We start from the raw sequence: 19,556 nt of genomic DNA on the forward strand, positions 1-19,556 counted from the left end.
TTTATTCATCAAGGATTAAGCTTTTTCTCTTTTTAAAAACAAAAAGTTTGTGTTAAAACCTACCAAGTAAAGAAGCTAAAAAGTATATTTGACATTATACCCCTATAGGTATATTGTTGTATTTGTTAAAGCTATTCCTTTTGTTTTAAATTAATCTTTTAAGACAGAAGTTTTTTAGGTCATCGTATATAAAATAATGTCTAAAAATATAGAAACAAATAGTCAAAGAAGTAATTAAGTTGTTAATAAAAAACTAACACAAAAGAGTTGACACTCTATTTTATTTTGATTAATATTATACCCGTAGGGGTATATGGAGGTGAAGGTATGAAACAAATAGCTGTAAAAGAAGTAGAAGCAGTATTAAACGAAGGAAAGAAATTAAATATTATTGATGTACGCGAAGTGGATGAAGTAGCGGCTGGCAAAATCCCAGGGGCAGTAAACATCCCTTTAGGACTCATTGAGTTTCGTATGAATGAATTAGATAAATCGAAAGAATATATCATGGTTTGTCGTTCGGGAGGCAGAAGCGGTCGTGCTACACAATTTCTTGAAAATCATGGATTTATTGTAATGAATATGACAGGTGGAATGCTTGCTTGGAAAGGTAAAACAGAATAAATTTTTTTAAATAAATATATACCCGTATAGGTATATAGGATGGAGGTTTATGATGGGAAGCATAAAAGTAAATGAAATTTTAGATGCAAAAGGATTAGCATGTCCAATGCCGATCGTAAAAACAAAAAAAGCAATGAATAATTTAGAAGCAGGGCAAGTATTAGAGGTTCAAGCTACAGATAAAGGATCAAAGGCGGACATAAAAGCATGGACTGAAAGTTCAGGACATCAATATTTAGGAACAATTGAAGAAGGAGAAATGTTAAAGCATTATCTAAGAAAGTCTTCTAATAATGAGACAAATGAAAAAAAGCATCCAAATGTGATTAATAATGAAGATTTCGAAAAAAGACTTGAAGCTAATGAGAATATTGTTGTTCTCGATGTAAGAGAAACCGCAGAATATGTTTTTAATCATATTCCAAATGCCATCTCTATTCCTTTAGGTGAATTAGAAGAACGTTTTGATGAACTAAATAAAAAAGACGAAATCTTTGTTGTGTGTCGTACAGGGAATCGAAGTGATCTAGCATCACGAAAATTAACAGAAAAGGGATTTGCGAATGTAATGAATGTTGTGCCAGGTATGAGTGAATGGACTAGTAAAATGGTAGGTATCAATAAATAACGGAGGTATAAGTATGAATTCTATTACAGTTTATACTACAACACGATGTCCTTATTGTGTAAGGTTAAAAAATTTTTTACTAAATCAAAATATTTCGTTTAAAGAAGTGAACATTGAAAACAATCCTGAAATTATGCAACAACTTGTAAAAACAACAGGACAGATGGGTGTGCCTCAAACTGAAGTTAATGGGAAATGGATTGTTGGTTTTGATCCTAATAATATTATGATGGCATTAAAAAACTAGGAGGAATAAGCAATGAATAAAAAAGTAGCTATTATTGCAAGTAATGGTGGATTATTTGATGCATACAAAGTGTTTAATATTGCAACTGCAGCCGCAGCAACTGACCAAGAGGTAGCCATTTTCTTTACATTTGAAGGGTTAAACTTAATTCATAAAGAGGCATATAAGCAACTTCCAATGCCTGAAGGAAAAGAACATTTTGCAGAAGGTTTTGCAAAAGCAAATGTGCCTGCTATTCCTGAATTAGCTGCAATGGCACAAGAAATGGGTGTTAGATTTATTGGATGCCAAATGACAATGGATGTAATGGGATTAGAAAAAGAAGATTTTGTTGATGATATTGAAGTGGGCGGAGCTGTCACGTTTTTAGAATTCGCAAAAGATGCAGATGTAACTTTAACTTTTTAATGAGATATATTTTTTAAAAAATAATAATACAATAGGGGGTAATTCGAAAGATGACTTTAAAAGTAATAACTCCACAACAATTAACGGAAAAGTTGTTAAATAAAGAAAACCTATTTATTTTGGATGTACGTAATGAAAGTGATTTTCAGGATTGGAAAATAGATGGGGAGAACTTTAATTATTTAAATATCCCATATTTTGAGCTAATTGATGGGATTGAATCAATTGTTGATAAAATGCCAAAAAACCAAGATGTTGTTGTTGTTTGTGCGAAAGGTGGATCCGCTGTATTTGTTGGTGAGCAATTAGCTGAGGCAGGATTCGATAATATTTACACATTAGAAGCTGGGATGCAAGGCTGGAGTCAGCATTTAGAAAAGGTTCAGGTATATGAAGATAATAAGGTAAAAGTATACCAATTTATACGAGTGGGGAAAGGATGCCTATCATACATGGTGGTATCTGGAAATGAAGCCTTAATTATTGATCCTGCTCGCTTTGTAGACGATTATATAAGAGTAGCCACGGAAGAAGGAGCGAAGATTACTCATATATTAGATTCTCATTTGCATGCTGATCACATTTCAGGTGGTAAAGCTCTTGCAGAAAAAACAGGGGCTAAATACTATTTAATGAAGAGTGAAGGTGCTGTATTTGATTTTGAAGCTTTAGAAAGCTACGAGAAGATTGAATTCAATCAAGTTCAACTTGAAGTTTTAGCTGTAAAAACACCTGGTCACACGCCTGGTAGTGTATCATTTCTTGTTAATGATAAACTCTTGTTCTCGGGGGATACCATTTTTATAAGTGGATTAGGTCGTCCTGACCTTGGAAATAAAGTACGTGAATGGGCAAATGACTTATACAACACTGTGCATAACAAGGTTTCAAAAATTACGGATGATGTGATTGTACTTCCTGGTCATTATGCTGATTTGGATACTGAGATTAACTCAAACAGATATATTGGAGATCAGCTTGGAAATATTAGAAAACGGAATGAAAATATGTTTACTACCCCAAAAGATGAATTTATAACTAATGTTGAAAAGTCAGCGAGTTCTGTTAAACCTCCAAATTTTGAAGAAATTGTTGCGATTAATCGTGGTGTGGAGCAAGTAGATACTACTAAAATGATGGAATTAGAAATCGGACCAAATCGTTGCGCTGTTCATCACACTGCATAATAGGAGGCATAGGGAAATGAAAACAGATAAAGTATTAGACGCAAAAGGATTGGCATGTCCAATGCCGATTGTTAAAACGAAAAAAGCTATTGAAGAAATGGAAACAGGTCAAGTATTAGAAATTCATACAACTGATAAAGGGGCTAAGAACGATCTAACAGCCTGGACTAAATCAGGTGGACACGCACTCTTAAAAAACGAAGAAGAAAACGGTGTTTTGAAATTTTGGATTAAAAAAGGTTAAAACTCAAAGGGAGCCAATTAAGGTTCCCTTTTCTAAAAGGAGGACAACATGGATATTAGCTTTATAATTACAATCTTCCTAATTGGGTTTGTAGGCTCATTTATTTCAGGGATGTTAGGAATAGGTGGAGCCATTATTAATTTCCCAATGTTGTTATATATTCCAGTTATTCTTGGTGTAGGACACTTTACAGCACATGAAGTTTCGGGAATTACAGCAATACAGGTTTTCTTTGCGACAATCGGTGGTGTTTTGGCTTATCGTAAAGGTGGATTTTTAAATAAGCCATTAATTATTTACATGGGAATTAGTATTTTAATTGGAAGTTTTATAGGAGGATTCAGCTCTACTCACATGCCAGAAAGTGGAATCAACATTGTATATGGGATTTTAGCGTTGATTGCTGTTATTATGATGTTTGTTCCAAAGAAAGGAATTGATGATATTCCTTTAGAGCAGGTGACATTTAATAAATGGCTTGCAGCACTATTTGCTTTCATCGTAGGGATCGGAGCTGGTATTGTAGGTGCGGGAGGTGCATTTTTGTTGGTACCCATCATGCTTGTTGTTTTAAAAATTCCAACAAGAATGACGATTGCCTCTTCCTTAGCTATCACACTAATTTCATCAGTTGGAACTGTTTCTGGAAAAATCACAACGGGGCAAGTGGAAATCCTACCTTCACTAATTATGGTTATTGCTAGTTTAATTGCTTCACCACTAGGGGCTAACTTTGGAAAAAGGATGAATACGAAAGTTTTGCAAGTTATTATGGGGATTTTAATCTTGGCTACTGCAGTAAAGACGTGGATGGAAATTTTATAAGTTCTCATTAGTTAATGAAGATAGAGGGAGAAATGACAAACAAAAGCATAATGTAATTTGTATTATTAAGTTCCAATAGTAATCGTTGTGGGGATATTTGGTGTTTGTTTTTGTGTAGTCCTTGCTGCTGTTATCGAGATACTACTAGAAGTACCAGTTATTTAAGTCAGAAGCCGATTTTTATTAGCATATAGAAAATCGGTTTTTTTTCTTATCGGAATTTTCTTAGCGTATGAAACTCGTCTTTTGTTAGTGGGACCCTATGACCATCAACTTAAGAAATTTTAACACCCCAATTTTATTTTTTAACAAGCTAGATTTAGAAAGGATGATGTTTTCTTATGAATCATTCAAGATGAACTACAACCATTTGTGGAAGGATTACAACGATATGTTCACCTGTGTTTTTAGAAGAAATATCCTATTCTTGGTCCATTGGAGAAGTAATGTTATCTTTATATGTATCAATATAAATATTTCCATTTGCAGCAAGTACAGCATACGTAACATCTTGGTAGCGGAGGTTACGTTTTTTTAATTCATATTGTAATCCTAACTTCGTCTGATTGTTTTGCTTTAGATTTTCTGTCATAATTTCTCCATCCATAATTAGCTCAATAGGGAGTTTATGCTCTTTTTTTGTCGGTATATTTAAATCTTGTTTTGTAACAGTACGATATTCGGGTTTTTTCAAAACAGATATCTTACCATTTGTTTCAACTACGACATAAAGAACCTCTTCAATGTTAAAAATACCATTTTCTCTTAACTGTTGGTTTAAATAATCTAGGGAATAGCGCATTTTTCGCATATTATTTTCTAAAATCTTTCCGTTTTCAATAATGACTGTTGGATTTCCAGCAAATACTTTTCTGCCTATACGACTTTTCATGGAAATATAACTAACCATTAGAATAATTAATACTAAAATAAGAAAAGCGATGACTGCATGGTGAGTTTTTATATTTAAATTAAATGCCAAATTTGCAATAATACTTCCGATAGAGATAGCACCAATAAAATCAAAGGTATTCATTTCAGCAATAATTTGCTTTCCTAGTAATTTAGCTCCGATAAATAAAATTGAAAAAGATAAAAGTGTTCTCAAAATAATCTCTATATGCTCAGACACAAGTAGCTCCCACCTTTTGGATTGAGTCTTCGTAGTATAACAACTTATCTAAGGATAGTATGTATCATTATAAAAGAATTTATTATGTTCAATAGTATTAGATAGTTCTTATAGATGATTAATCTCGGTTCTGATGCAAAGTTTCTCAAGAGATAAAAAGAGGCATGAATGCACGTGGAAATATAATGATGTTAAATGTTTAAATATAGAGTACAATTTTTGAAATAGAATAAAATATGAATTATCAAAAAGAGTTTGGATTCCCTTAAAGTTTTTTAACTAAATAAATATGAACTTATTTGCATTACCGGGATATGTTTTCTACCTACAATCCTGTATCACTCTCACCTGTCCAGAAAATCATAACTCTTTAAACTTGTGATTTCTTTGAGGAAAATAGATATTATTATTTTAAGAACGTTCCTAAAATATATTTTTAATGTTTTAAATTAAATGAGAAGTTTGGAGCACCCGGCTGCTCATTTTTTCGTTTTGGGTAACATTAAATTTTTTTACTTGATGGCGATGGGGTGGGACCCTACCTTATCCTTTAATAAAGTAAAGAAGAGAATGGATTCAATACTTGCTGTCTCTTTCGAAAATGTTAAAAATTAAGCAGTGATAAATTACTCTTTATCTAACAATCCTTTGAATATTGTTATTATAGCTAGCATTAAAAAGCATAAAGCGGAAATATATCCTACTCTTAACCAAAGATTAAAGATATGATAATAATTAAAAAAACCATTTAATAGTGGAAATAATAAAATGATGTAACTTATTAGCATCACATTCCATACTCTCAATATTTTCCCTCCCACATGTAAGTAATAACAACTATAATGATGGACGTAAAAGTTAGGTTTTATAACTTTTGGTACTTTTTATTTCCAGAAAATTCCCGCTCAATTATAAATAAGAATTCTTTATCGGATATTTTAGGTAATGATATTATGAAGGTTAGTCATGATTATTGTAGTTAGTGTAGGTTTGTTTTATTCTTTGCAAACACTACGCATTTCAAATGCAATGCAAAAGCTAGGAGTTAAAGGACGCTCACAAGCAGTTGTCGAGCTCCTTCGTATGGGAGAGCTTGAACTATAAAGGATAAAACCGGCTTTCAGGTGAAGAAAAGCCGGTTATTTTTGTATCTTGCAAATTACTAGGAAAAGGAGGAAAATGAAAAGGTCTATTCATGTACATAAGGTGAACCTTCTATTATTCTATGAATGAGTGCACTATTTGGAAATGTACAGTTAGATTATGAAAGAGAAAACGGGGCGATTGTTTTGAATAGAGCGATTGGTGTAATTGATTCAGGTGTTGGTGGTTTAACAGTAGCGAAAGAATTAATTCGACAATTACCGAAAGAGCGAATTATATATTTAGGAGATACAGCACGTTGCCCGTATGGTCCGCGATCTCGTGAAGAAGTAAGACAATTTACATGGGAAATGACAGAGTATTTACTAGCACAGGATATTAAGATGCTTGTAATTGCTTGTAATACTGCAACGGCAGTTGTGCTTGAAGAAATGCAAAAGAAATTATCTATTCCAGTTGTAGGTGTCATTCATCCAGGTGCGCGTACAGCACTTAAAGTGACAAATACGTACCATGTGGGTGTAATTGGAACGATTGGAACAGTGAAAAGCGGTGCATATGAATACGCGTTAAAATCGATTAACAACCGCGTATTAGTAGAGAGTTTAGCTTGTCCGCCGTTTGTTGAGCTTGTAGAGAGCGGGAATTTTGAGAGCGAAATGGCGTACGAAGTGGTAAGAGAAACATTGCAACCATTGAAGAACACGGAAATTGATACGTTAATTTTAGGTTGTACGCATTATCCGATTTTAGGACCAGTTATTGGGCGGGTTATGGGCGATTCCATACAATTGATTAGTTCAGGTGATGAAACAGCTCGTGAAGTAAGTACGATTTTGTATCATAGTAAGATGCTGTATGATATAGAAGAGCAAAGTGATCATCTTTTCTTAACAACAGGAGAAATTGATGTGTTTAAAGAAATTGCTTCAAAATGGTTCGGACAACCGATTGAGAATGTGAAGCATATCGTTTTATAAAGCTACTGTTTATGTAAAATATATAAAAGACCAGCCTTATTCAATGTGTATTTGAATAAGGCTGGTCTTTTGTTTGACTGGAAATCATAGTTTAAAGATGAATGAGTCAATACTGTTCATAAGAGCTCGATTGATGAAACGAACCCAACTGATGGTTAGTTTCACTTGATAAGTTGCGGAAGAACAGCTGTTAGTTCTTGTTTGATTCGTTTTGCAAATGCTGGATGTTTACCTGAAGTAGATATACTTACAATATACTCATGATTTCGAATAACAGCAGGTGTGTGAAAAGATGATTGTGTGCCGTCACTTACGATATTAACCCACTGAAAATCATGCGCTGCTTGTTTGACCCTTATATTTACATCGTGATGATTTGTTGCGGCATAAATGAGATGAGCATCTTGTATGTCTTCATCTGTGAACGCTTTTTGTTTCCATGTAATATAGGAGAGTTGCTTCATTTCCTCGCAAATGTCCGGACTCACAACGGTGACAAGGGCTCCTGTATCCTGTAATCCACACGCTTTTCGGTATGCAATTTTGCCGCCTCCGATAATGACAACACGCTTGCCTTGTAGATTACATATAAGGGGATATAAGTTACACATGTACATATTCCTCCATTCGTTCTAATAATGCGGACTTCATATAAGGATCAAATTGAAGGCAGTTACATGTTGTCACGTTCGTATATGTGTGTGCATGGCGCTCAATTTTTCGAAGTAATAATCCGGTAAAGAGAAGGTATGGCATGACATATACATGCTCGGCCGCTGCTGCTATACGATCAAGTTCTTCGGTAAAAGAAGGTGATCCTTTTGTTAAAAAAGAGCAGGAAACTCGTATGCTGATTTTTCGCTCAACTGCTTCTCCAATTTGCTGTAATTCATGTATAGGCTGAGGGTCGCTACTGCCTCGGCCGACGAGTAGAATTTCGCTATCTTGTATAGGCAATGCTTCTTGTATTCTTTTGATTACAAGTTCAATCATGAGCGGGTGTGTACTAAATGGTGGTACAACTGAAAATATAATATGCGGATAGCGCTTTTTCAGCTGATCAATTTCGAAAGGAACGTCACGTTTATAATGAGCCGCTGCAAATAATAAAACAGGGACAAGTAAAACTTCAGTTGCTCCATCTAAAATTGCTTCTGTAATTGCATCCTGGACAGTTGGTGTTGTGAGTTCAAGAAAGCCGATTTTTTGAATACCTTCATTTCGCTCCTTTATAACGGACTGGACAAAGCGGATGAATTGCTCATTGCCTTCTTGTAATCGACTGCCGTGCCCAATATAAACAATTCCTTTCATTGTGCCGTCACTTCTTTCTCGTTAAAAATCGCTTGTAATTCATAATCGATGTTTTGGAATCCGACTTTATTTGCGTACTGTAAAGTTAGTTCATCAGTATACGAGAATGGTAAATTGACAATATGCATGAAACCAAGGCGTCTGGCTTCCGCTATAAATGTATCAATTGCGGCACGTCCTTCAAATACAATGCTATCCCATGTAAATTCAGAGAGCATACGTGTATGAATTTCATCAAAACGATGATCTATTTTATATTCATGTGTCATTATATAAGAACCAGGGCCGATTTTTTCTTGAATAACAGCAATCCGGTTAATATTCCGTCCGAGATACACAGTTGATTTTGTAGAAAAACTTGCTTGTTCACTGATAAGCCCATATTTCATAAGTGCTTCCTCGGCAGCATGATTCATATGCTGGAGAACTCCTTGTAAGGAACGGATATCTTTCCGATGCTGTGTACATGATTGTAACAAGATTGCAACGCTTTCGGCTGAACAGAAAACAAGACGCTTGGCATCGAATATTTGACGGAGTTGTTCCTGCGTTAACGCGTAATCTCGTTTTTGGAAAGTTGGAATTTGATAAGTTTCTGCTCCAGCTTCTTGTAATGTTTGCTCTGCTTTACTTGTTTTATTTGATGAAGAGGCGAGCAAAACTTTTTTTCCGTGTAATGGCTTATGTTCTTTCCAAGCGATTTGTTTACGTAAGGATACGACATCCCCAACAATTGTCATGGAAGGATTTGAAATGTGTTCCTTTTTGACGCTATCAACAATTGTGGAGAGCGTACCTGTAACAACTCGCTGTCTTCCGGTTGTCCCCCATTCGATGACTGCTACTGGTGTATCTTTTTTCTTTCCGGTTTGTAGTAAGTTTTCGCAAATGGTTGGTAAGTTTTTAATACCCATATAAAAGGCAACGGTATCACTATTTAAGAGTGAGTTGTAGTTGACATGATCCTGAATTGGTCCTTTTGTATGACCAGTTAGTAATGTCACGCTATTACTGTAATCGCGATGGGTGAGAGGGATGCCGGCATACGCGCTTGCGGCGATGCTAGATGTAATACCTGGTACAATCTCATATGGAATGTTTTCTGCTGCTAAAGCGGCTGCTTCTTCACCAACTCGGCCAAAGATAGAGGGGTCTCCTCCTTTTAAGCGGACAACAGTCTTACCTTCTTTGGCAAATTGAAGTAAATGCGTGTTAATCATTTCTTGGCGCATCACATGATTTGTTGGCATTTTTCCGCAGTAGACAAGTTCGCATGTTGACTTCGTATAGCGAAGTAAATTTTGATTCAACAAGCGGTCATATAAAACAATGTCTGCTTGTTGTAAGCACTCGATTGCCTTTTTTGTAATAAGCCCTTCATCACCAGGTCCTGCACCAACTAAATATACGTATCCGTTCATCTCTACACCTCATCTGTTTTTACTGGAAAGGAAGCCGAGAAGGGGCTTCCTTGTATAAGTTACATGTATATATAAATATCGCCATTAATAATTTGTACTTCATACGTTTGAATACAGCCATCATCAGGTTTTTGTACTTCACCTGTTCGTAATGAAATTTTCCAATCGTGCAGCGGACAAAAGACAAATTCGCCAGAAACAATTCCTTCTGCTAATGGGCCATTTTTATGAGGACACCGATTTTCTACAGCGCGAATGTCACCGTTTGCTAGACGAAATAAGGCAATAGACATGTCCTTTATGCGCACTTCCTTACCGATTTGTACAGGAAGATCCGCGGCAGCCATAATTTTTATTTTTTCTTTCGTTTGTAACATATGAATCGCTCCTTATTTTACACTCTCTACTTCATACATCGTTTTTAGTGACTCGGTTTCTAGTGCTTGTCCCCAAGCTTCTTCGTAGGTATTTCGTGCTGTTTGGAAGCGTTCGTTTAATATAGCGACCATGCTTTCATCTTGCAGCACTTCTTTTATTTGATCTAAGCCTATTCGTTCTACCCAAGGAGCTGTACGTTCGCCGTAAATACCAGTTTCACGATAGTATTGTACGTACGCTGTGGCGATGCGAAGTACATCTTCTTCTGAAGGGACAATCATTACAAAGTCAGCTTCACGTACTTCTGTACCGCCGTTACCCCCGATATAAAGCTGGAAGCCATTTTCGACACAAACGACGCCAAAGTCTTTCGTTAATGCTTCTGCACAGTTGCGCGGACAACCTGTTACACCCATTTTCATTTTATGTGGTGTATCTACCATTTCTAATGACTGCTCAAGCAACATGCCAAGTCCTAATGAATCCTTTGTACCGAAGCGGCAGAAGCGGGAGCCAACGCATGATTTTACATTGCGAAGAGACTTCGAATAGGCGTAGCCAGAATTCATATCAAGATCAGCCCACACTTTTGGTAAATCTTCTTTTTTAACACCATATAAACCGATGCGGCTTGCACCTGTTATTTTCACGAGCGGGACGTCGTATTTCTTAGCAACTTCTGCGATTTTCATTAAATCATCTGCTGTTGTAACGCCGCCGTACATACGTGGAATCACAGAAAATGTTCCGTCATGTTGAATATTTCCATTCATTCTTTCGTTAACGAAGCGGGATGCTTTATCATCGGCATACTCTTCTGGACAAATCATACGTAAATAATAATTTAATGCAGGGCGGCATTTTGAACAGCCTTCTTCGTGCGAGAAGTTAAGAACGTTTCGTACTTCTTTCGGTGACTTTAACCCTTTCTCATGAATTGCAGCTACAACTTCATCGCGAGATAAGGTTGTACACCCGCACATGCCTGCAACTTGGACAGAAGCGTCAAAGTTATCTCCAAGTGTATGAGATAAAATTTGTTCCACAACTGGGCGACATTTACCGCAAGATCCTGCTGCTTTTGTACACCCTTTTACTTCTTCGAATGTCTTTAAGTCTTGTTCTAAAATAGCGTTAACAATTGTTCCTTTTGTGACACCGTTGCATCCGCAAACAGTTTCATCAGCACTCATACTTGCAACGTCAAGTCCGTTATCTTCACCAGCTTTATGAAGAAGAGAAGCAGGTGTATATTCTTGTATATCTTCTTCTTTTTTTAACATGCTGAAGAGGCGTGTGCCGTCAGTTGTATTTCCGTATAAAACAATACCAACAACTTTATTGTCTCGGATGAGTACCTTTTTATAGGAACGTGTACATTCATCGAAAATGGAGATTGCTTTTGTCTTATCATCTTCATAAATTTGACCAGCAGAGAATAAATCGCATCCTGCAACTTTTAGCTGTGTACCGACGATGCTGCCAGTATATCCACTTGTTTGTGTATCTGTAATGTGTTTTGCTAATATAGCACCTTGTTCATAAAGTGGTGCAACAAGTCCATATGCAATCCCGTCATGTTCTGCGCATTCTCCAACTGCATATATTGCTTCATCATTTGTTTGCATATAGTCATTGACTACAACACCACGGTTTACAATTAAATCAGTATCTTTTGCTAATTGTGTATTCGGACGTATTCCAACAGCCATCACAATTAAATCGCATGTTACAATATCGCCATCTGCAAATTGAATGCCCTCAACGTGGTTTGTACCAAGAATTTTTACTGTTTTCTTTTCCATAAGGAACTTCATACCTTGTGATTCTAAATCTTCGCGTAGTAGTGAAGCTGCTTTAGCGTCGAGTTGTTGTTCCATTAAGTGCGGCATTAAATGAACAACATGTACGTCCATTCCTAAGTCAATAAGTCCTCGTGCTGCTTCTAAACCAAGCAATCCCCCACCAATGACAACAGCTTTTTTATATTGTTTAGCGGTATCCATCATAAATTGTGTATCTTCAATTGTACGAAAACCTGTTACACCAGGGAGGTTTGCACCTTCCACTGGTAAAATAAATGCACTGGATCCTGTTGCGATTATGAGTTTGTCGTACATAACAAGACGATTTTTTTCTGTAACAATGACTTGTTCTTCTCGATCAATTTTCAGCACTTTTTCATTTGTATACAACGTAATATCATTTTCTTCGTACCAACTATATTCGTTCATAATGATATCTTGCATGTTTGTCTTTCCTTGTAGGACGTGGGAGAGCATAATGCGATTATAGTTTGGATGCGGTTCATCTCCAAAAATGGTAATGTCATATAAGGTATCGTTTTGTTTTAAAATTTCTTCGATGCAGCGTATTCCAGCCATACCATTCCCGATCATGACTAAACGTGTTTTCATATTTATTTCCCTTCTTTTATGTGAAATGTTTAACAAACTTTTATACTTGTATTATAAAAGTTTTGGAAAATAAGGAGATGTGATATTTATCACATCTTTGGAGGATTCATAAATTGTTCAAAAATGTATATAATTTATTTTTGCATTTGATGATTGGATCCTACTAGTTATAGGTAGTAATCCGCGGCTAATAGAAAATTCCCTTTATCTAGATGTTTTTTTAAAAAGATAAGTTGTCATTGCTTGTTCTAAAGTGAAAACGAGGCTCGTATATATATAGTACAAACTTAGATTTTTTTAGGGGGAAAGCGTATGCCTAAATCGACTTTCAAATGGATTGTTTGTGCTACATTAAGTACAGTTTTATTAACGGGATGCGGTTTGTTTAGTAAGGAAAAAGGGACAGAGCAAATTGATCCACCTAAGAAAGTAACATATACGGATGGTGAGAAGAAAGAAACTGCAAAACAAGGGGAAACAAAAAAATTAGATTTATATCTTGTAGATAAAAATGGTTATGTTGTGCCGCAAACGGTACAGTTACCCGCTCCGAAAGATAACGCAGTAATTAAGCAGTCATTACAATACCTAGTGAAAGACGGATCGGTAACAAATGTATTGCCAAATGGATTTCAAGCTGTGCTCCCAGCGGATACAGAAATGACAGTTGATGTGAAAAAAGATGGGACTGCAGTTGTTGACTTTTCAAAAGAACTGAAAAACTATAAAAAAGAAGAAGAACGCCGCATTGTAGAAGCGGTTACTTGGACATTAACGCAGTTTAAAGAAGTAAAGAATGTGAAGTTCAGCATGAATGGGCAAGATTTAGCGAAAATGCCTGTTGCTGGTACGCCGATTGGTAATGGATTCAGCCGAGCGAATGGTATTAACTTTGATGATGAGCAAGTTGCGGATCTTGCAAATACAAAACCAATTACGCTGTATTTCTTAGCGCAAAATAATAAGCAAACGTATTATGTGCCGGTAACGCGCCGCGTTGCTGAAGGGAAAGAAAATGAAGCTGCGACAATTGTAAAAGAACTTGTGAAAGGACCGTCGCAGAAATCGGCGTTAACATATGATTTTAATCCAGATGTGAGGTTAATTAATGAACCAAAACTTGAAAAAGGGACCGTGACATTGAACTTTAATGAAAATATTTATGCAAATAAAGATAAAAGCGCGATTTCCAACTATGTATTACAGTCGCTTGTATTATCTTTAACAGAAAAACAAGGTGTGGAAAAAGTGTCCATTCAAGTGAATGGAAAGGCAAATCTTGTTACAGAAAAAGGTGATAAATTAATAAAACCGGTCGATCGACCACAAAACGTGAATACAGGTGGTTTTTAAACAGAAATAATTTGATATACTGAATGTAGGAAGAGAAGGGGAATGCAGCTAATTCCCCTTCTTTTATTTCAATACATAACATAAATTTTGAATGGGCTATACTAACAAGTAGTAGTTACAAGGGGGTTATTTTTTATGCGAGTAGATGGTAGACAAGCATCAGATTTGCGTCGTATACATATTCAAACGAATTATTTAAAACATCCAGAAGGATCGGTACTAATTGAAGTTGGTGATACGAAGGTGATTTGTACAGCAACGATTGAAGATCGAGTTCCTCCGTTTATGAGAGGGGAAGGAAAAGGATGGGTTACAGCGGAGTATTCCATGATTCCTCGTGCAACAGAACAGCGTACTATCCGTGAATCAAGTAAAGGGAAAGTAACGGGACGTACAATGGAAATTCAACGTTTAATTGGACGAGCATTGCGTGCTGTTGTTGATTTAGAAGCGCTTGGTGAAAAAACAATTTGGATTGACTGTGATGTCATTCAAGCTGACGGCGGAACGCGAACTGCTTCGATCACCGGTGCGTATGTAGCGATGGTATTAGCATTTGAAAAGCTTGTGGAAGCAGGGAAAGTATCGAAACTTCCAGTGAAAGATTTCTTGGCGGCAACGTCTGTTGGGATCGTTGATGAGCATGGAGTTGTATTAGATTTAAATTATGCAGAAGATTCTAAGGCGAATGTTGATATGAATGTCATTATGACAGGAAAAGGACACTTTGTTGAAGTACAAGGTACAGGAGAAGAAGCGACATTTAGCCGCGGTGAATTGAACGAGTTGCTTGATGTAGCAGAACAAGGGATTTTACAGCTTGTTGAAATACAAAAAGAAGCATTGGGTGATATTGTAACTCATATGGAATAGAGGTGGAAATATGAAACAAGTTGTCGTAGCAACAAAGAATGCCGGGAAAGTACGTGAATTTGCCGAGCTATTTGAAAAATTTGATTTAGAAGTAAAATCACTTTATGATTTTCCTCATATTGAAGAAGTAGAAGAAACAGGTGAAACGTTTGAAGAAAACGCGATTTTAAAAGCGGAGCATCTGTGTAAACAGCTAGATGAAATTGTCATTGCTGATGATTCTGGTTTAATTGTAGATGCATTGCAGGGGAAACCAGGAGTACACTCTGCTCGTTATGCAGGTGAGGAAAAGGATGATCAAGCTAACATTCAAAAAGTGTTAGACGGATTAAAGAATATTTCAATGGAGAAACGTACGGCACGTTTTTACTGTGCATTAGCTGTTGCATTCCCGCAAGAAGATAAAGAACCATTGATTGTAAATGGAACGTGTGAAGGGAAGATTTTAGAACAGCAGCGCGGGGAAAATGGTTTTGGATATGATCCTATTTTTTATGTAGAAGAATACAAAAGCGCGATGGCGGAATTGTCGTCGGATGAGAAAAATAAAATTAGTCATCGCGGACGTGCGCTTCGTAAATTAGAAGAAAAAATTCCAGTCTGGTTTTTAGGGGAAGAATAAAGTGAAACTGCTATTCGTGGGGTCTTACTGCCCACGAATAGCAGGATAATAAGGGAGCGAAACCGATGAAGGCGTTAATTGTGAGCGACAGTCACGGTTCTGTAAAAGAGTTAAAGCAATTAAAAGAGCAGTACGAGGGAAATGTAGATGTGATGATTCATTGCGGTGATTCGGAATTAACATCGCAGCACGCTGAACTAGAAGGATTTCATGTAGTGAAAGGAAACTGTGATTTTACGGGAGACTTTCCAAATGATATTCTTACAGAAGTACAACATACACGGTTTCTTATCACGCATGGACATTTATACAATATTAAAATGACGCTGCAAACACTTTTATATCGCGCCAAAGAAGCTGAGGCAAATGTCGTTTGCTTCGGTCATTCGCATATATTAGGAGCAGAAATCATAGACAATGTTTTATTTATCAATCCAGGAAGTATTCTCTTGCCTCGTTCGAGAAGAGAAAAAACATTTGCCTTATTTGAAATAGAAGAGGGTATAATGGACATTCGCTTTCTTACTTTAGAAGGCACAATCGTAGCGCAAAAAACATTAAAAATAGGGTGAAAAATTCTTTACCCTATTTTTAAAAAATGGTGTTGACTTTCATTGGTATCGATAATATAATGAATAATGTCGATGAGGCAATTAGAAAAAATCATATCATGCGGGTGTAGTTTAGTGGTAAAACAAGAGCCTTCCAAGCTCTGGTCGAGAGTTCGATTCTCTTCACCCGCTCCATGTCCCAGTAGCTCAGCAGGATAGAGCAACGGCCTTCTAAGCCGTCGGTCGGGAGTTCGAATCTCTCCTGGGACGCTACAGAGAAGTGCACGAGTGCACTTCTTTTTTTTATACCTCTTATATCGTTTGTTTAAACGGTGTGAGAGGTTTTTTGTTTGGGTTAAAAGAAAAGGTAGTAAAGGAATCTGTAATTTGCTTAACTTTTGATTATGTTAAAAATTAAAGCAGGTTATTTGAATAATGAACAGAATATTTATTTTAGTAGTAGAAATATCGAATGGGAAGATTTGTAGTTCGCGAGGGGATAAATAAGTGAAACAATTTTTAGTTGTAATAACGGTTATGGTCATAGGGATTGTAGGGCTTGTGGGCTATGTTCTTGTGCAAGATGGATTTGATATTAAGGTGAAAAATCAAACAAATAAAGAAGTGTCGGGTTTATATTTGACTTATGATAATATTAAATCGGATATTAAGATACCCTTAACTGCATCAGGTGAAATTTATAAACTCAATGTAAATCCAACCGAGAATTCGAATAAGGATTTTGATGAGGGTGCAATGAAACTTCAATATAAAGATAACAAAGGAATTTTACACACAGAATATGTGATTGGATATTTTGAAAAAGGTTATTCTGGAAATGCTGTAATAACTATAAAATCTATTGATGACAATGGAAAACTTGATATAGAAATTAAAGAAAATACATCTTTGTATTAAAATGTGCAATTTTGGTTCGTCACCGTAACATGGGGTTGATTTTTTGAAAGTGAATCATTTTCAATACACGGAACGGAGAGTGGCGACTCCTGCGGGAATAGCGAGGAAAGTGAGACCCCGCAGGCTTGCCGAGGAGGCTCGCTCTCGCCCACGGAAAGCGTCCACTCGGAGTGGAGTGTACATCTATCTAAATGTCACCCCCGTCTTTTGGTGATGAACCGCAATTCTTCATTAAAAGTTATTTTTTAGTACTAAGGTTTTTATTTGTTTCTTGAACGTATTCTTTTTTGCATCAGCCAATAGAATGGCAATGCTAGAAAGAACGGCAGGGTAGATTGCGTTGTTTGTTTCAAAGAACCGTCAGAGAAGTAAAGTGTATTTGGGTACATAAGCCAACTAATTTGAAACATATACCCAAAATGTATAAAGGATGATTATAGCTAGTAAATAAATAGAGGGATTATCGATATGTTAAGTTTCATGTGATTTTCCTTCAAAAAGATATAGAGCAAAAAAGGAAAGTGTCCTAAAGGATACTTTCCTTTTTTGTGATGTCACATTAATTGTTAATAAACTTCTCAAACACAAACCCAAAATCTTTTACATTGTACTGTTTTTTCGTATCCACAAGCCAGTTGAACGCAATTTGATTAATTTCTTTAAACTGTGCTGCAAGATATACTTCGGCATTTCGTACATTACCTAATGTAGAAGATGCCATTTCTAGGCTTTTATGAGCGTATTGCGTTGCGATGTCATTTTCGTGAGTAATTTCAGCAATTTTTAGAAGTGCCTTATATAAATCTTTCACTTCTTCAATATGTTTTTTATGTATGTCAATGGAGTAATGTTCCCCGCCCATAGTAAATTTAATTTCGATATCTAAATCGACGGTTCCAGCTGTTTCAAGCAGGACGTTCGAAATTTTATGTGTGTTGTAATTATAACGGCGAAGTGTACGTTTCTTACTTACCGCACTCGTGCCGTCAACGTGAATAAGAGCGGTATTTGTAAAGCAATACTCGTCTGTTTTTGATTTGATTAAAAAATAAATTTTTTCATTTTCTTCATGCATCACATAATCGTCAGCATCTACTTTATCGTAATCAGCAGGGGTAATAACGGATCCAATATCACTTAGGCCAAGCATATCAGCTGCAACTTTTTTGAACATAGTGAATCATCCTTTCGCTATTGTTTTCAGAATCATCGCAATAATATTATATCATTTACATGGAAAGAAATGTTAAATATAAGAAGGAAGAAACGAACGATGGAATGAAATTTTATAGTGGTAATTCTGTTTGAGAAAATCTCTATAGGTGGTGTTATTGTGTATCATCATACAAAAACAAAAGGAGATTTAGGAGTTTTAAAAGCACAAGTTGATTTGTATGAAAAGGGTTATATGATACTTGTTCCTCATACTGAGCATGCTCCTTTTGAGCTTGTTGCTTATAAAGATGGCGTGTTTACACGGATTCAAGTGAAATATAGAGAATTGAATGACAAAGGAATTCTTGAAATAAGGTTTCGCTCCAGTTATTCAACTGGAAAAGGGACAACTATGAAAAATGTAGATAAAGAAGAAATTGATGTTTATTGTGTGTATTGTCCTCAAACTGATTTGTGTTATTATTTCGATCCTAAAGTCTTTCGGAAATCAATTAGTTTAAGAGTTAAAGCTCCGCAAAATTATCAAGAAAAGTATATAAATTTTGCGGATAAATATAGGGAGATACTATAAAACTACCCCAGTATATGTTAACTGGGATATTGTTTTTTGAGAAATCTTACAATTCTGTAAGGTACATGTAAGGTAGTTCGATGGTAACTATTTCTAAACATTTTATAATAAAGGTAACAAAGACGAATCGAGGAGGAAAAGTAATGAAAGGATTAGCTGTAGCGGCTTTAACAATTGCTTTTGGTGTTGCTGCGTATGACAAACTAGCGCACATGATCGAGGTTGTGAAACAGTTAATAGCATAAATAAAGACTTAAGGGGACAGAGAATGGAATGGCTATTAGGAATGATTGGCGTTTGTAGTGTAATCTTATTATTCATGCTTCCGGGCGGATTATTAAGTTCAAGTGTAAGTGTACTTTTCGTCTGTTCAATTATCTGTACAATTATAATTATTATGTTATTGATGAAACGTAGTAAGCTTATTTTCTTTTTTGGCGTCATTGTGATGACGTTTATTGTTCTTCAAGTCATAACCCTCTTTATATATCCTACTATTATAAAAGCTTTCCATTAGAACTCTCCGCACCGATAGCAGAGAGTTGTTTATTTTATTCATGAAATTTCTGCTTTCGTATTTCCC

The 19,556-nt window shown here is 36.0% G+C and carries 22 protein-coding genes, 2 tRNA genes and 1 pseudogene; 18 read left to right on the forward strand and 7 right to left on the reverse strand.

The features are described from left to right. The first annotated feature begins 327 nt into the window (after positions 1 to 327). From PLX19_RS00825 to PLX19_RS00855, 7 genes are read left to right on the forward strand one after another with little or no spacing between them, the layout of a single operon-like run. Complete coding sequence (locus tag PLX19_RS00825; RefSeq protein WP_272186622.1) at positions 328 to 624, forward strand: rhodanese-like domain-containing protein; 297 nt, start codon at positions 328 to 330, stop codon at positions 622 to 624. A gap of 52 nt (positions 625 to 676) precedes the next feature. After that, the gene (locus PLX19_RS00830; RefSeq protein ID WP_272186623.1) at positions 677 to 1,252 is read left to right on the forward strand and encodes a sulfurtransferase TusA family protein; all 576 of its coding nucleotides are present in this window, start codon (positions 677 to 679) and stop codon (positions 1,250 to 1,252) included. Between the two features lie 13 nt (positions 1,253 to 1,265). Beyond that, positions 1,266 to 1,499 carry a glutaredoxin family protein gene (locus tag PLX19_RS00835; RefSeq protein WP_272186624.1) on the forward strand — a complete coding sequence of 78 codons (234 nt, stop codon included), beginning with the start codon at positions 1,266 to 1,268 and terminating at the stop codon, positions 1,497 to 1,499. 12 nt (positions 1,500 to 1,511) lie between these two features. After that, the gene (locus PLX19_RS00840; RefSeq protein WP_272186625.1) at positions 1,512 to 1,907 is read left to right on the forward strand and encodes a DsrE/DsrF/DrsH-like family protein; all 396 of its coding nucleotides are present in this window, start codon (positions 1,512 to 1,514) and stop codon (positions 1,905 to 1,907) included. Positions 1,908 to 1,957: 50 nt separating this feature from the next. Then, the gene (locus tag PLX19_RS00845; protein ID WP_272186626.1) at positions 1,958 to 3,094 is read left to right on the forward strand and encodes an MBL fold metallo-hydrolase; all 1,137 of its coding nucleotides are present in this window, start codon (positions 1,958 to 1,960) and stop codon (positions 3,092 to 3,094) included. Between the two features lie 16 nt (positions 3,095 to 3,110). After that, complete coding sequence (locus PLX19_RS00850; protein ID WP_272186627.1) at positions 3,111 to 3,338, forward strand: sulfurtransferase TusA family protein; 228 nt, start codon at positions 3,111 to 3,113, stop codon at positions 3,336 to 3,338. A gap of 48 nt (positions 3,339 to 3,386) precedes the next feature. Next, a complete protein-coding gene (locus PLX19_RS00855) occupies positions 3,387 to 4,163 on the forward strand; it encodes a sulfite exporter TauE/SafE family protein (protein WP_272186628.1) in 777 nt (258 codons plus the stop codon). 421 nt (positions 4,164 to 4,584) lie between these two features. On the opposite strand, the gene PLX19_RS00860 is transcribed toward PLX19_RS00855, so the two are convergent. Then, complete coding sequence (locus tag PLX19_RS00860) at positions 4,585 to 5,295, reverse strand: DUF421 domain-containing protein (protein WP_272186629.1); 711 nt, start codon at positions 5,293 to 5,295, stop codon at positions 4,585 to 4,587. Positions 5,296 to 6,285: 990 nt separating this feature from the next. On the opposite strand from PLX19_RS00860, the pseudogene PLX19_RS00865 reads away from it, so the two are divergent. Together PLX19_RS00865 and racE are read left to right on the forward strand one after the other, a co-directional pair. Continuing rightward, positions 6,286 to 6,399 (forward strand): annotated as a pseudogene (locus PLX19_RS00865) (DNA-binding response regulator); the annotation flags it as partial. A 125-nt stretch (positions 6,400 to 6,524) separates the two neighbouring features. Continuing rightward, entirely contained in the window at positions 6,525 to 7,379 is an 855-nt protein-coding gene (gene racE / locus PLX19_RS00870) for a glutamate racemase (RefSeq protein ID WP_429757164.1), read from the forward strand. Between the two features lie 161 nt (positions 7,380 to 7,540). Here racE and PLX19_RS00875 read toward each other — a convergent pair whose 3' ends face one another. From PLX19_RS00875 to nirB, 5 genes are read right to left on the reverse strand one after another with little or no spacing between them, the layout of a single operon-like run. Next, a complete protein-coding gene (locus tag PLX19_RS00875) occupies positions 7,541 to 7,990 on the reverse strand; it encodes a precorrin-2 dehydrogenase (protein ID WP_272186630.1) in 450 nt (149 codons plus the stop codon). Beyond that, positions 7,983 to 8,693, reverse strand: coding sequence for a sirohydrochlorin chelatase (locus PLX19_RS00880; RefSeq protein WP_272186631.1), 711 nt, complete (start codon positions 8,691 to 8,693; stop codon positions 7,983 to 7,985). The genes PLX19_RS00875 and PLX19_RS00880 overlap by 8 nt, the downstream gene beginning before the upstream one ends. Next, positions 8,690 to 10,114, reverse strand: a complete 1,425-nt coding sequence (locus PLX19_RS00885; protein ID WP_272186632.1) for a uroporphyrin-III C-methyltransferase — start codon at positions 10,112 to 10,114, stop codon at positions 8,690 to 8,692. The genes PLX19_RS00880 and PLX19_RS00885 overlap by 4 nt, the downstream gene beginning before the upstream one ends. 59 nt (positions 10,115 to 10,173) lie before the next feature. Continuing rightward, a complete protein-coding gene (gene nirD, locus PLX19_RS00890; RefSeq protein WP_272186633.1) occupies positions 10,174 to 10,491 on the reverse strand; it encodes a nitrite reductase small subunit NirD in 318 nt (105 codons plus the stop codon). A gap of 12 nt (positions 10,492 to 10,503) precedes the next feature. Further along, positions 10,504 to 12,909 (reverse strand): nitrite reductase large subunit NirB, encoded by a 2,406-nt coding sequence (gene nirB, locus PLX19_RS00895; RefSeq protein ID WP_272186634.1) that lies wholly within the window; start codon positions 12,907 to 12,909, stop codon positions 10,504 to 10,506. 312 nt (positions 12,910 to 13,221) lie between these two features. Here nirB and PLX19_RS00900 point away from each other — a divergent pair, with 312 nt between their 5' ends. The 7 genes from PLX19_RS00900 (at position 13,222) to PLX19_RS00930 (ending at position 17,226) form a co-directional block, all read left to right on the forward strand. Further along, the gene (locus tag PLX19_RS00900) at positions 13,222 to 14,262 is read left to right on the forward strand and encodes a GerMN domain-containing protein (RefSeq protein ID WP_272186635.1); all 1,041 of its coding nucleotides are present in this window, start codon (positions 13,222 to 13,224) and stop codon (positions 14,260 to 14,262) included. A 135-nt stretch (positions 14,263 to 14,397) separates the two neighbouring features. Next, complete coding sequence (gene rph / locus PLX19_RS00905; protein ID WP_272186636.1) at positions 14,398 to 15,135, forward strand: ribonuclease PH; 738 nt, start codon at positions 14,398 to 14,400, stop codon at positions 15,133 to 15,135. A gap of 10 nt (positions 15,136 to 15,145) precedes the next feature. After that, positions 15,146 to 15,757, forward strand: coding sequence for an XTP/dITP diphosphatase (locus PLX19_RS00910; RefSeq protein ID WP_272186637.1), 612 nt, complete (start codon positions 15,146 to 15,148; stop codon positions 15,755 to 15,757). A gap of 65 nt (positions 15,758 to 15,822) precedes the next feature. After that, on the forward strand, positions 15,823 to 16,329 hold the full coding sequence (locus PLX19_RS00915; RefSeq protein ID WP_272186638.1) for a metallophosphoesterase family protein: 507 nt from the start codon (positions 15,823 to 15,825) through the stop codon (positions 16,327 to 16,329). Between the two features lie 100 nt (positions 16,330 to 16,429). Continuing rightward, a tRNA-Gly gene (locus tag PLX19_RS00920) sits at positions 16,430 to 16,503 on the forward strand. Position 16,504: 1 nt separating this feature from the next. Then, positions 16,505 to 16,578: transfer RNA gene (locus PLX19_RS00925), tRNA-Arg, on the forward strand. A 237-nt stretch (positions 16,579 to 16,815) separates the two neighbouring features. Further along, a complete protein-coding gene (locus PLX19_RS00930) occupies positions 16,816 to 17,226 on the forward strand; it encodes a hypothetical protein (protein ID WP_272186639.1) in 411 nt (136 codons plus the stop codon). 559 nt (positions 17,227 to 17,785) lie between these two features. Here PLX19_RS00930 and PLX19_RS00935 read toward each other — a convergent pair. Further along, the gene (locus PLX19_RS00935) at positions 17,786 to 18,400 is read right to left on the reverse strand and encodes a PH domain-containing protein (RefSeq protein ID WP_272186640.1); all 615 of its coding nucleotides are present in this window, start codon (positions 18,398 to 18,400) and stop codon (positions 17,786 to 17,788) included. Between the two features lie 159 nt (positions 18,401 to 18,559). Between PLX19_RS00935 and PLX19_RS00940 the strand changes: the two genes are divergently transcribed. Together PLX19_RS00940 and PLX19_RS00945 are read left to right on the forward strand one after the other, a co-directional pair. Next, positions 18,560 to 18,973, forward strand: a complete 414-nt coding sequence (locus PLX19_RS00940; protein ID WP_272186641.1) for a group I intron-associated PD-(D/E)XK endonuclease — start codon at positions 18,560 to 18,562, stop codon at positions 18,971 to 18,973. Between the two features lie 268 nt (positions 18,974 to 19,241). Next, positions 19,242 to 19,490, forward strand: a complete 249-nt coding sequence (locus PLX19_RS00945) for a hypothetical protein (protein ID WP_272186642.1) — start codon at positions 19,242 to 19,244, stop codon at positions 19,488 to 19,490. The last annotated feature ends 66 nt before the right edge of the window (positions 19,491 to 19,556 follow it).

The sequence above is a fragment of the Bacillus sp. BP-3 genome (assembly GCF_028401955.1).
Taxonomy (GTDB): domain Bacteria; phylum Bacillota; class Bacilli; order Bacillales; family Bacillaceae_G; genus Bacillus_A.

Coding starts and splice junctions, on each gene's coding strand:
- PLX19_RS00830 (WP_272186623.1), top strand. CDS start 677: ATGGGAAGCATAAAAGTAAATGAAATTTTAGATGCAAAAGGATTAGCA.
- PLX19_RS00945 (WP_272186642.1), top strand. CDS start 19,242: ATGGAATGGCTATTAGGAATGATTGGCGTTTGTAGTGTAATCTTATTA.
- PLX19_RS00835 (WP_272186624.1), top strand. CDS start 1,266: ATGAATTCTATTACAGTTTATACTACAACACGATGTCCTTATTGTGTA.
- PLX19_RS00840 (WP_272186625.1), top strand. CDS start 1,512: ATGAATAAAAAAGTAGCTATTATTGCAAGTAATGGTGGATTATTTGAT.
- nirB (WP_272186634.1), bottom strand. CDS start 12,909: ATGAAAACACGTTTAGTCATGATCGGGAATGGTATGGCTGGAATACGC.
- PLX19_RS00910 (WP_272186637.1), top strand. CDS start 15,146: ATGAAACAAGTTGTCGTAGCAACAAAGAATGCCGGGAAAGTACGTGAA.
- PLX19_RS00825 (WP_272186622.1), top strand. CDS start 328: ATGAAACAAATAGCTGTAAAAGAAGTAGAAGCAGTATTAAACGAAGGA.
- rph (WP_272186636.1), top strand. CDS start 14,398: ATGCGAGTAGATGGTAGACAAGCATCAGATTTGCGTCGTATACATATT.
- PLX19_RS00875 (WP_272186630.1), bottom strand. CDS start 7,990: ATGTGTAACTTATATCCCCTTATATGTAATCTACAAGGCAAGCGTGTT.
- PLX19_RS00855 (WP_272186628.1), top strand. CDS start 3,387: ATGGATATTAGCTTTATAATTACAATCTTCCTAATTGGGTTTGTAGGC.
- PLX19_RS00880 (WP_272186631.1), bottom strand. CDS start 8,693: ATGAAAGGAATTGTTTATATTGGGCACGGCAGTCGATTACAAGAAGGC.
- PLX19_RS00850 (WP_272186627.1), top strand. CDS start 3,111: ATGAAAACAGATAAAGTATTAGACGCAAAAGGATTGGCATGTCCAATG.
- PLX19_RS00885 (WP_272186632.1), bottom strand. CDS start 10,114: ATGAACGGATACGTATATTTAGTTGGTGCAGGACCTGGTGATGAAGGG.
- nirD (WP_272186633.1), bottom strand. CDS start 10,491: ATGTTACAAACGAAAGAAAAAATAAAAATTATGGCTGCCGCGGATCTT.
- PLX19_RS00845 (WP_272186626.1), top strand. CDS start 1,958: ATGACTTTAAAAGTAATAACTCCACAACAATTAACGGAAAAGTTGTTA.
- PLX19_RS00935 (WP_272186640.1), bottom strand. CDS start 18,400: ATGTTCAAAAAAGTTGCAGCTGATATGCTTGGCCTAAGTGATATTGGA.
- racE (WP_429757164.1), top strand. CDS start 6,525: ATGAGTGCACTATTTGGAAATGTACAGTTAGATTATGAAAGAGAAAAC.
- PLX19_RS00900 (WP_272186635.1), top strand. CDS start 13,222: ATGCCTAAATCGACTTTCAAATGGATTGTTTGTGCTACATTAAGTACA.
- PLX19_RS00915 (WP_272186638.1), top strand. CDS start 15,823: ATGAAGGCGTTAATTGTGAGCGACAGTCACGGTTCTGTAAAAGAGTTA.